General features: G+C 74.2%; 11 protein-coding genes. 8 read left to right on the top strand and 3 right to left on the bottom strand.

The annotated features are described in order from the left end of the window. Positions 1-132: 132 nt before the first annotated feature. Positions 133-1,158, top strand: coding sequence for an alpha/beta fold hydrolase (locus AC0CYZ_RS19460; protein ID WP_472218308.1), 1,026 nt, complete (start codon positions 133-135; stop codon positions 1,156-1,158). Positions 1,159-1,249: 91 nt separating this feature from the next. Continuing rightward, positions 1,250-1,684: a TIGR03618 family F420-dependent PPOX class oxidoreductase gene (locus AC0CYZ_RS19455; RefSeq protein WP_472218306.1), complete on the top strand. Its 435-nt coding sequence runs from the start codon at positions 1,250-1,252 to the stop codon at positions 1,682-1,684. Between the two features lie 35 nt (positions 1,685-1,719). Here AC0CYZ_RS19455 and AC0CYZ_RS19450 read toward each other — a convergent pair whose 3' ends face one another. Then, positions 1,720-2,604 (bottom strand): helix-turn-helix domain-containing protein, encoded by an 885-nt coding sequence (locus tag AC0CYZ_RS19450; protein WP_472218304.1) that lies wholly within the window; start codon positions 2,602-2,604, stop codon positions 1,720-1,722. A 268-nt stretch (positions 2,605-2,872) separates the two neighbouring features. Here AC0CYZ_RS19450 and AC0CYZ_RS19445 point away from each other — a divergent pair, with 268 nt between their 5' ends. From AC0CYZ_RS19445 to AC0CYZ_RS19435, 3 genes are all read left to right on the top strand, one after another. Beyond that, positions 2,873-4,555 (top strand): flavin-containing monooxygenase, encoded by a 1,683-nt coding sequence (locus AC0CYZ_RS19445; RefSeq protein ID WP_472218302.1) that lies wholly within the window; start codon positions 2,873-2,875, stop codon positions 4,553-4,555. A gap of 35 nt (positions 4,556-4,590) precedes the next feature. After that, on the top strand, positions 4,591-5,652 hold the full coding sequence (locus AC0CYZ_RS19440; protein ID WP_472218300.1) for an alcohol dehydrogenase catalytic domain-containing protein: 1,062 nt from the start codon (positions 4,591-4,593) through the stop codon (positions 5,650-5,652). Positions 5,653-5,744: 92 nt separating this feature from the next. Next, positions 5,745-7,583, top strand: a complete 1,839-nt coding sequence (locus AC0CYZ_RS19435; protein WP_472218298.1) for an FUSC family protein — start codon at positions 5,745-5,747, stop codon at positions 7,581-7,583. Here the strand turns inward: AC0CYZ_RS19435 and AC0CYZ_RS19430 are convergent. After that, positions 7,567-7,746: a hypothetical protein gene (locus AC0CYZ_RS19430; RefSeq protein WP_472218296.1), complete on the bottom strand. Its 180-nt coding sequence runs from the start codon at positions 7,744-7,746 to the stop codon at positions 7,567-7,569. The two genes, AC0CYZ_RS19435 and AC0CYZ_RS19430, sit on opposite strands and share 17 nt — an antisense overlap. 84 nt (positions 7,747-7,830) lie before the next feature. Between AC0CYZ_RS19430 and AC0CYZ_RS19425 the strand changes: the two genes are divergently transcribed. Continuing rightward, entirely contained in the window at positions 7,831-8,004 is a 174-nt protein-coding gene (locus AC0CYZ_RS19425; RefSeq protein ID WP_472218295.1) for a hypothetical protein, read from the top strand. A 214-nt stretch (positions 8,005-8,218) separates the two neighbouring features. Here the strand turns inward: AC0CYZ_RS19425 and AC0CYZ_RS19420 are convergent, their stop codons facing one another. Continuing rightward, positions 8,219-9,163: a manganese catalase family protein gene (locus AC0CYZ_RS19420; RefSeq protein WP_472218293.1), complete on the bottom strand. Its 945-nt coding sequence runs from the start codon at positions 9,161-9,163 to the stop codon at positions 8,219-8,221. A gap of 187 nt (positions 9,164-9,350) precedes the next feature. Here AC0CYZ_RS19420 and AC0CYZ_RS19415 point away from each other — a divergent pair, with 187 nt between their 5' ends. Further along, positions 9,351-10,064 carry an AfsR/SARP family transcriptional regulator gene (locus AC0CYZ_RS19415; RefSeq protein WP_472218291.1) on the top strand — a complete coding sequence of 238 codons (714 nt, stop codon included), beginning with the start codon at positions 9,351-9,353 and terminating at the stop codon, positions 10,062-10,064. A 63-nt stretch (positions 10,065-10,127) separates the two neighbouring features. Next, positions 10,128-11,143: Na+/H+ antiporter NhaA (locus AC0CYZ_RS19410; protein WP_472218290.1), on the top strand; the 1,016-nt coding region annotated here is incomplete at its 3' end.

The raw sequence follows: 11,143 nt of genomic DNA, 5'->3' as shown, positions 1-11,143 counted from the left end.
GCAGCGCACGGCCACCCACCCGACCGCGGCGACCACCCCGGCGGCGGCCGGCGATGAACCGCCCCTGAGCACCTGCTGTGTGACGTCTTCGTGCGCGCGGCGCCCTCACGGCCGACCTGCCAGGCTGACGCGGTGCGGCGGCGGGAGGTGGGCGTGCGGGGGCGGGTGCTGCGCGGGCTCCGCCGCACCGGGATCGTGCTGGTGACGGTCGTCGTCGTCGTCCTGGCGCTCGCCGGGCTCTACCTGGCGTGGGACGACCTCGCGCCGGTCCACGTGACGACGGCCGTGCCCGGGTTCACCGTCGACGCGGCCGGCGTCGCCACGCACGTCGAGCGCTGGCCCGCGGTCCATCCCTCGGGGCAGCCGCCGCTGGTGCTCGTCCCGGGCTTCGCCGAGTCGACGTACGTGTTCTCCCGTCTCGCGCCGCGCCTGGCCGAGGACCGCGACGTCTACGCCTACGACGTGCGCGGCTACGGCTTCACCGCGCACCAGGGGCCGTACACGCTGGCCGCGGACACCGACCAGCTCGCGGGCGTCGTCTCTGCGCTGCACCTGACCCGCCCGATCGTCATGGGGCACTCGCTCGGCGCCGCGATCGCCCTCTCGCTGGCGCTGCGCGACCCCGGGTCGGTCACCGGCGTCGTCGCGGCCAACGGCGACGGCACCCCCTACTTCGGTGCCGACCGCTCGGCCTCCGGCGGCGGGGGCGGCCTGCGCACGCTGCTGACGCTCCCGCCGCTGGGCCCGGCCGTGGTCACCGCGGTGGTGCGCCACCGCGACCCGATCCGGCGCCTCGTGGCCTCGCAGTGCGGCCCGGGGTGCCCGACCGACGACCGTGCCGTCGACCGCTGGCGCGCCCCCTTCCTCACCCCCGGCGGCGTCTCCGCCTTCCTCGCGATCGCCCGCCAGCCCCTCATCGGGCTCACCGACGACCAGGAGCGGCAGGTCCGGGTCCCGACCGCGGTGTTCTCCTCCGGCGACGACCGCAGCTTCGACCACACCCAGGCCGTGGCCACCGCCGCGCGCCTGCACACCGGTCTCGTCGCCGAGCTGCCCGGCGCCCGGCACCTCGCGCTGCTCGGCGAGCCCGACCGGGTGGCCGCCGCCGTGGCCCCCCAACTGACCGCGCTCGCGGCGCAGGCCACCCCACGCCGCTAACCGTGCCGGGTCCGCCCGACGCGACGGTTGACGGCCCGAGGGGGCCGGGCATACCGGCGCGCGCACACCCGACCCCGAGGAGGGCACGACGATGGCGGACACCCGCAACGGTCCCGAGCTGCACCCGATGACCGAGGAGCTGGCCTCCGGGCCCAACTTCGCCTCCGTGGCCACGATGCTGCCCAGCGGACTGGTGCAGAACCAGGTCCTCTGGTGTGCGCTCAAGGACGGCCGCCTCGTGCTCAACACCGAGACGCACCGCAAGCGCTACGAGAACCTGCAGAAGGACCCCCGCATCACGGTGCTGATCCGCGACGAGAAGGACCCGTACCGCTACGCCGAGGTCCGCGGCGAGGTCACCGAGTTCACCACCGGCCAGGAGGCGCGCGCCCACATCGACGAGGTCGCGCGGAAGTACACGGGCCAGGACTACCCGCCCGAGGCCATCAAGTCCGAGCGCGTGATCCTCTGGGTCACGCCGCACCGCCAGACGATCATCGACCAGAACGTCGACCTGAGCGACTGACGGGCGGGGGTCCCGACGACGGGTGCCGCCGCCGGTCAGGCCCGTCGGCGCACTTCGCCGGGGGTGGCGCCCAGGCGCCGGCGGAGCACCCGGTTCATGTGGCTCTGGTCGGCGAAACCGCACGTCGCGGCGACCTCGGGCAGCGGGATGCTGGTGCGCTGCAACAGCCGCCGCGCCCGGTCGACCCGGTGTCGCAGCACGAACTCGTGCGGCGTCGTGCCCGTCGACGCGCGGAAGCGTCGGGCGAAGTGGAACTTCGACAGACCGGCCGTGGTGGCCAGTTCGTCGAGGGTGAGCTTGCGGTGCAGGTGGCTCTGGACGTAGTCGCGGACCAGGTGCTCCTGCCGGAACGTCAGGCACGCCGACCCGTCCGGCTCGCGGAAGACCAGGTTGGCGTGCTTGCGCAGGATGGTCACCGACAGCTGGGTGGTGAGCGAGTCCACCAGCAGTTCGCTGCCGACCCCGCCGTGGGCGGCCTCCGCCGCGATCAGCATCGCGGTGCGGTGCACGGCCGGGTCGTCGGCCTTGATCGTGTCGTGCAGCGCGACGTCGGAGACCTCCCGGTCGTACATCGCCCGGCACGTGGCCGTGAGCTGCTCGCGGGTGAGGTACACGTGCACGACCTCGATCGGGCTCGTCCAGGTCCAGTGCGAGTCGGCGGCCCGCGTGAGCAGCGAGACGTCCCCGGGTCCGAGGCGTTCGTGGTGCCAGCCCGCGTCGAGCTGGCGGTGCATCTCCGTGACGCCGCGTCGGTACGCGACGATCATGAAGTCCCGCATCGGCGGCACCTCGACGTCGGAGTCCCGGTACCGGTAGCCGCGCACGGCGACGCCGTCCCACGCGTCGTCGGGACTGCGGACCGTCACCTCGCCGGGGACCCACGCCGGGAGCTCGTCGGGAACGATGAACCCGTCACGCATCGCGCCACCTCGTCGACGTCGGCCGCGCCCCACGCTAGCTGTGGCCCACGTCACGGGCCAGGGCCGCGCACGGTCGTCCAACGGGGCCCGCGGCGGATCCGATCCGGGCGGTGATCGCGGGAGAGCCCTCCTGAGCTGCGACGACGGGCTCAGTGCCCCGCCGGCCGAGCACGGATCTCCGATCGACTCCGCGGATCGTCCAAGCCGCACCGGCCCGGTCCGGCCGACCGTCCCGAGGGATCGGGGACTGGGCAGGAGGCCGGCGACGATGACGGCGAGCACGAGAAGCACGGACGCCACGACGAGCACGGTGGATGCGGTGATCATCGGGGCCGGGTTCTCCGGTCTCTACATGCTGCACAAGCTGCGCGACGAGATGGGGCTGCGCGCGCGGGTCTTCGAGACCGGCGACGGCGTCGGGGGCACGTGGTACTGGAACCGCTACCCGGGGGCCCGGTCCGACTCCGACTCCTACATCTACGGCTTCACCTTCGACCGGGAGCTCTGGGAGACCTGGGAGTGGAGCGAGCGCTACCCCGGGTCGGACGAGATCCGGTCCTATCTGGAGCACGTCGCGCGGCGGTTCGACCTCACCAGGGACATCACCTTCGGGACCCGCGTCGACGCCGCGACCTTCGACGAGGACCGCACCGTCTGGACCGTCACGACGGACACCGGCGAGACGGTCACCGCCACCTACGTGATCTCCGCGGTGGGCGCGCTCTCGGCGTCGAACACCCCTCGCTTCGAGGGCCTCGACACCTTCGCGGGTCCCGTCTTCCACACCGGGCACTGGCCGCACGAGGGCGTGGACTTCGCCGGGCAGCGCGTCGGGATGATCGGCTCCGGGGCCAGCGCCGTGCAGGCGACCCCGGAGATCGCCGCGCAGGCCCGGGAGCTGACGGTCTTCCAGCGCACTGCCAACTACGTCGTGCCGGCCAACAACGGCCCGGTCGACCCGGAGGTCAAGGCCGGGCGCCGGAGCGACTGGGCCGGCATCCGGAAGCGGATCCAGGAATCGAACTTCGGGTTCGAGCTGTACCTCCAGGAGTCCGGCGCCGCCGACGTCTCCGACGCCGAGCGGGAGGCCCTGCTCGAGGACTACTGGAACCGCGGCGGGTTCCACATCTGGCTCGGCTCCTACGCCGACATCTTCTTCTCGACCGAGGCGAACGACCTCGTCCGACGCTTCCTCGACCGGAAGATCCGGGACAAGGTCCACGACCCCCGGACCGCCGAGCTGCTCGTGCCGAAGGGCCATCCCTTCGGCACCAAGCGCAACCCGCTGGACTCGGGGTACTTCGAGGCGTTCAACGAGCCCCACGTCCACCTCGTCGACGTGAAGTCGAACCCGATCGCGGCGATCACCCCCGACGGCCTGCGCCTCGCCGACGGCGTCGAGTACACGTTCGACACGCTCGTGCTCGCCACCGGGTTCGACGCGATGACCGGTCCACTGAACCGCATCGACATCCGCGGACGCGGCGGGGCGCTCCTGCGGGAGAAGTGGGCCGAGGGCCCGCGGACCTACCTCGGGCTGATGAGCCACGGCTACCCGAACCTGTTCACGATCACCGGTCCGCAGAGCCCGTCGGTGCTCTCGAACATGCCGGTCTCGATCGAGCAGCACGTCGACTACGTCGGCCGGATCATCGCCGACCTCCGGGCCCGCGGCGCCGCCGTCATCGAGCCGACGAAGGAGGCCGAGGACGGCTGGTGCACCTACAACCAGGAGATCGCGCACGCGACGCTCTTCCCGACCGCGGACACCTGGTACATGGGCGCGAATATCCCGGGCAAGCCTCGGGTGTTCATGCCCAACCTCGACTTCGTCGGCCCGTACCGGGCGAAATGCGACCAGATCGCCGCGAACGGATGGGAGGGCTTCGCCGTCGACGGCGAGGCCACGCCCGCGGGCGAGCACGTCTACACCTGGGCGGTGGCCGGATGAGCCGACCGTTCGACATCACGGTCTGAGGAGATCCGATGAGTGACACCATGAAGGCCCTCGCGTTCCTCGGCTCGGGGAAGGTCGGGCTCGTCGAGCGGGACATCCCCCGTGCCGGTCCCGGCGAGGCGATCGTGAAGACGACGGCCGCGCTGATCTGTACCTCGGACGTGCACACCGTCGCCGGGCTCCTGCCGGTGCCCGAGGGGCGCCTGCTCGGGCACGAGAGCGTCGGCGTGGTGCACGAGCTCGGCGAGGGCGTGACCTCGGTCCAGGTCGGGGACCGGGTCGCGGTGAACGCCGTGACCCCCGACGGGACGTGCGACAACTGCCAGGCCGGCCACACCTCGCAGTGCCGCGGCGCGCTCGGCGGCTACCGCTTCACCGTCCAGAAGGACGGCAACATGGCCGAGTACTTCCACGTCAACGACGCCGACTACAACCTGGCGCCGATCCCCGAGGGTCTCGCCGACGAGGCCGCGGTCTACGCCTGCGACATGCTCTCCACCGGCATCATCGGCTCCGAGAACGCCAACATTCCGATCGGCGGCACGGTCGCGATCTTCGCGCAGGGCGCGGTCGGCCTCTCGGCGACGCTCGGCGCGAAGCTGCGGGGCGCGGGCCTCGTCATCACCGTCGAGGGCCTGCCGAACCGGCAGGAGATGTCCCGGCGCTTCGGGGCCGACGTCGTGATCGACCCGGCCTCCGGCAACGTGGCCGAGCAGATCCTCGAGCTGACCGACGGCGGCGCGGACTCCACGGTGGAGGCGCTCGGCAACCAGGTCACCTTCGAGGCCGCGCTGTACGCCACCCGGGCCGGCGGGACGCTCTCCAACGTCGGGTACCACGGCGAGTCCGGCCCGGTGCTCTCCGTGCCGCTGGACGCGTGGGGCCTGGGGATGGCGGGCAAGAAGATCGCCACCGACCTCTGCCCGGGCGGGCGCCTGCGGATGCAGCGGCTGATGCGCCTCATGGTCAACGGCAAGATCGACCCGACGCCGATGACGACGCACCGGGTCCCCATCGACCAGGTCGAGGACGCCTTCGACATGATGACCCACAAGCGCGACGGCATCATCAAGCCGCTCATCACGTTCTGAGGCCCGAGCAGCCGCTCGTGAGCTCCGTGGTCGTCATGGTCCGATCCTGACCACCGCCCCCGAGGTCCGCCGGGGCCACCACAATGCGGACCGTGACCGTCCCCCTCGGCGACCCCGCGGCGTGGCTGCGGGACCTGGTCCGGCTGGCGCCGGTCCGGGTCGACATGGTCGACGCGGTCCGGGCCGGGGTGTGCGCCGGGCTCGTCGTAGTGCTCGGGTGGGCGGCCGGTGATCTCTCCGCCGGTCTCACGGCGAGCGTCGGGGCGTTCACGGCGCTCTACGGTGGCGGGCGTCCGTACCGGGCGCGGGCCGTCGAGCTCGCGGTGATCGCCGTGGCCTTCGCGGCCGTCGTGACCCTCGGGGCGCTCGCCGCGGTGTCGGCGTGGGTGACCGTCGTGGTCGTCGCCGCCCTCGCCGTCGTCGCGACCTGGCTCTGCCAGGCCCTCGACACCGGGCCGCCGGGGGCCTACGTGTTCGTGCTCGCGGGGGCCACCGCGTCCGGCATCCCGGGAGCGGCCACCGAGCCGTGGCGCCTGGGCCTGCTCGTCCTGGGCGGCGGGGCGCTGGCCTGGGTGCTGCACATGTCCGGCGTCCTCGCCGGATTCCGCGGCCCGGAGAAGGCGGCGCTGCTCGCGGGCACCGCCGCCGTCGCGCGGCTGGTCGAGTCCGTGGGCCACGACGACTACTCCGCCGCCCGGGACCGGGCCGCGCGGGCCGTGCACCGCTGCTGGGTGACGCTGGCCCAGCGGCAGCCCGCGCTCGCCCGTCCCGGCGGGACGCTGGAGCGGCTGCGCGCGCTCGGCCTCGAGGTGCACGGCCTGCTGGTCGACGCCGTCCGGGCCCACGACGAGGGGCGGCCGGTCGACCCGGCCGCGGCGCCGCGCCTGCGCGCGGTGCCGGCCGAGGTCGCCGACCCGCCGGCCGCACCCGCACCACGTGCCCGCGGCGGCGTCCCGCGCGGCGGCCTGGGCCCGGCGCGGGTGGCCCGCGAGATGCTGACGGCGGGCTCGCCGTGGCGGACGGTGCTGGTGCGGGTGGGTCTCGCGGCCCTCGTCGCGGGCGCCCTGGGGTCGTTGGTCGGTCTCGACCACGCCTACTGGGCCGTCGCGGCCGCCGTGCTGGTGCTCTGCCAGGGCTTGGACTGGGCGGGCACCCTGGCGCGCGCGGTCCAGCGGTTGCTGGGGACCTGGCTCGGTCTGCTGCTCGCCGCGGCCGTCCTCGCGGCGCAGCCGGCGGGGGTGTGGCTGGGCGTGGTCGTCGCGGTGCTGCAGTGCGCGGTCCAGCTCGTGATCCCCCGCAACTACGGGTTCGGGGTCGTCCTGATCACCCCGCTCGCGCTGACGATCGGCAGCGGCGGGCATCCGGCCGACCTCACCGCGTTCCTCCTGGCGCGCGGCGTCGACACCGCCGTCGGCTGCGCCGTGGGACTCCTGGTCTTCCTGCTCGTCGCGCCCCGGGCCGCGCTGCCGGCGCCCCCGGTGCTGATCGCCGCGACCCTGCACGACGCGGCCCGCGTCGTGGCCCACCTGGTCGAGCACAGCACGACAGCGGAGGCGGCGCGCACCGCGCGCAGGGACCTCGACCGGCGGGTGCAGGCCCTGACCGACGTCCACGAGGTCGACGGCCCGGGCCTGCCGGGTGGCCGGGACGGGCGCGCCACCCTCTGGTGGCCGGCGCTCGACGCCGCGCAGCGGCTGGCCCACGAGGTCCTCGCGGCCTGCTGGTCGCTCGACCGGTCGCCGGCGACCGCGCCGTCGCTGCCCGCGGCGCGCGCCGCGGCGATCACCGCGGAGCTCGACGCGGTCGCAGGCCAGGTGACCGCCGACGGCGGCCCCGGGCCCGCCGCGGTGGCGCCGGGCGACGGTTTCCTGGCCCGCGAGCTCGACGCGGTCCGGCGCGCGCTGCCGGGCCCGGCTAGGGAACCACGCTGATCATCGCGGTCGTCGTGATGAACAGGATGGTCAGGAACGCCCACGGCAGCGGATTGCGCGGGGACCCGGTGCGGTGCAGGTGCACGGCGCGCCACGCGGCGAACGCCGCCCCGAGCACGAGGACGATGCGCACGGCGGTGACGGCCACGACCCACGGGGGCACGAGCGTCGACGGTAGGGAAGGCGGCGCGACCGGTGGGGCGGTTCCGGAGGATTCCCCGCGCTGCGGAACCGGGCAGCCCCGCCCATGAGCGAGGAGTCCACCGCAGGGCGGGGCAGCGACGCGGGCCGGTCCGACCAGACGGGCGAGGCGGCCCCCGAGGCGTCGTCCCCGCTGGTCGACGAGGGCGGCACGGAGGCCGACGACGAGGGCCGCCACGTCGACGAGGACGTCGAGGACAACGCCGACCTCGACGGTTAGGCGCTCGCCGGGTCGACCCCGACCTCCGCCGCGCGGGCGCGGAGCCAGTCGCCGACGGCCCGGCGTCAGGTCCTCGACCCCGTGCGCCGCGCCGACGGCGCGCGTCGGCGCGGCGAGGTCGTCCGCACCGGTGAGGCGGCCCCGCAGCTCGCCGTCCTCCGCCCACACCGCGACGAGGAGGACCGCGCCGGCGGCGCGGGCGTCGGTCACGCCGTCAGCCCGTGGTGCCGTAGATCCCGGGCGGCGTGGAGGCCTCCATGTCGGCCGTCGCCTGGACGAGCTCCATGAGCTCGCTGTCCAGACCGGGGCCGAACTCCTCGGGGCGCTCGACCGCGATCGGCATGTCGGCGCCCTGGGGCGCCTGCTCGGTCGAGAGCTCCGTGCCGTCCTTCGACGGCGACGGCCCGTGGTAGATCTTCGCGGCCTCGGAGAGCTGGTCGAGGCTGAAGGTGTACTGCTTCGACTGCAGACCCTGGTCGAGCAGCGTCTTGACCTCGGGGAAGCGCTCCGCGTTCGTCTTCGGGATCGGGAGGAGCTTGTTCCACTCCACGCCGAGGGCCTCGAGCGCCTTGGCGTAGGCGTTCTCGTGGGCCTGGTCCCGCACGATCAGGTAGGCGATCGTGCCGCGCGCGGTCTTGTTGTCGGTCATCTCGTAGAGCCGGCACTTCTGCAGGCGACCGGTGGACTCGAGCATGAGGTTGTAGAGGAGGTTCAGCGGCAGGTTGCCGCTGTCGTAGACGTACTTGCCCGTCCACGGGTCGCCCTGCGCGTCGACGGGCAGCGCGCCCTGGGCGCCGACGAGCCAGTGGTGGATGTTGCCGCCGGACAGCGCCACCGACAGCGGCGTCGCGCCGCCCTCGCCGGGCTCGTCGAGGTGGGTCGGGTTGCCCTGGTAGCGCGGCGAACCGTCGACCAGGCGCGCGATGGTGGTGGCGATGAGCTCGACGTGGCCGATCTCCTCGGTGCCGACGCCGTAGAGCAGGTCGCGGAAGGGTTTGGCGGTCGGACCGCGGAAATTGAAGCTCTGGAACAGGTACTGCATCATCGTGCGCATCTCGCCGAACTGGCCGCCGAGACCCTCCTGCAGGGCGTTCGCCGCCGCGGGGTCCGGCTCGTCCGGGACGATCTCGTTGATCAGGCGCTGCACGTGAAGGAACACAGAGGTCCTCTCGTCGTTCGGTGACGTCGGCAGGACCCGGTCGTCGGGCCCTCGATGGTCGGCAGCCTCGCCGGGCGCCGTGGCCCCGCCGTCGCGCGCGGCGTCACCGCGCCGTCTACGGCGTCGTCTCCACGCATCCGCTCCCGAGTCGCGACGGCGCGCCGACCTCCCTAGCGTGGTCGGGGCGATGACCCCGAGAGCGCAGCCGAGCCCGGCCCCCGCCCACCTCGACCTGCTGGGCCGCTTCTCCTGCCGCGTCGGCGAGGACGAGGTGCGGCTGCCGCCGACCCTCGAGCGGGCGCTCGCGTTCCTCGCGCTCGCCCGCCGACGGGTCCGGCGCCACGAACTGGCCGCCGTGCTCTGGCCGGAGCACCCCGACCGGGAGGCCCTGACGCGGCTGCGGACGGTGCTGTGGAAGGTGCCGGCCGCGGTGCGCGACGCCCTCGTGTGCGTGGACGCGGACAGCGTGGGCCTGCGCCCGGACGCCGTCGTCGACGTCCACGCGCTCGACGGCGACGCCGGGTCCGCGCCGGAGGCCGACCTGCTGCGCCACGGCGAGCTGCTGCCCGGGTGGTCGGAGGAGTGGGTGCTCGTGGAGCGGGAGCGGCACCGCCAGCTGCGGCTGCACGCCCTCGAGGACCGCAGCGCCGCCTGCCGTCGGGAGGGCCGCCTCGCCGAGGCCCTGCGGTTCGCGCTCGCCGCGGTCGCCCACGAGCCGCTGCGCGAGAGCGCCCGCCGCCGGCTCGTCGAGGTCCACCTCGCCGAGGGCAACACCGCGGCGGCGCTGGCGGAGTACGACGCGTTCCGGGCCCTGCTCGATGCCGAGCTCGGGCTGCCCCCGACGTCGGCCCTGCGCGACCTGGTCCGGCCCCTGCTCGACGACGCGGCCCCGAGGCCCTGACCCGGGCGCGGTCCTGATCACGGCGGGCCGGTCGACGCGGGCCCGTGGGCTAGCGTCGCGGGTGTGGACCCGGAGCCCGCGGAGACCGGCCAGACGCCGTGGACGCGGACCTGGGGCGAGCGGCTGGGGCGGCTGGTCGCCGGGGAGAACGCGGGCGCCTTCGCGCTGATCGCCGCCGCGGTGGCCGCCCTCGTCTGGTCCAACGTCGACCCGGGTTCCTACGACGCGGTGTGGGCCATGCCGTTCTCGGTCCAGCTGGACGGCCACGGCCTCGAGCAGGGCCTGCGCGAGTGGGTCAACGCCGGCCTGATGACGGTGTTCTTCTTCCTCGTCGGTCTCGAGGCCCGCCGCGAGTTCGACCTGGGGGAGCTGCGGGAGCGTCCCCGCCTGGTCCTCCCGCTGCTGGCCGGGCTCGCGGGCATGGCCGTCCCGGTCGGGATCTTCCTCGCCCTCACCGTTGGCACCCCGGCCGCGCACGGGTGGGGCGTGGTCATGTCGACCGACACCGCGCTCGCCCTGGGCCTGCTGACGCTGGTCGGGACGCGCTCCCCGGCGCTGCGCTCGTTCCTGGTGACGGTGCTCGTCGTCGACGACCTCGCCGCGCTCGTCGTCATCGCCGTCGCCTACACCGACCACGTCCGGCTGCCGGGTGTCCTCGTGGCGGTGGGGCTCCTCGGCGTCGTCCTCGTCGTGCGGGCGGTAGGGGTCCGGGTCCCGGCGGTGTACGTGGTGGTCGGTCTCGGGATCTGGGTGGCCCTGCTCGCGAGCGGACTCGACCCGGTCGCCGCCGGGCTCGTCATGGGCCTGCTGACGTTCGCCTACCCCGCCCCGCGGGGGGACCTCGAGCGGGCGACCGACCTCGTGCGCGCCTTCCGCGAGCAACCCACTGCGGAGCTGGCACGGAGCGCGAGCGTCGGGCTGCGGTCCGCGGTCTCGCCGAACGACCGCCTCCAGCGGGCGGTCTCGCCGTGGGTGGCCCTGCTGGTCGTCCCGCTCTTCGCGCTGGCCAACGCCGGTCTGCCCCTCGACGGCGCCTTCCTCGCCCGGGCGGTGACCTCGCCGGTGACCTGGGCGGTGCT

Source organism: Actinomycetospora sp. (assembly GCF_055612215.1).
The sequence above is the reverse complement of the archived record's forward strand: the minus strand, read 5'-3'. Positions and strand labels throughout refer to the sequence as shown.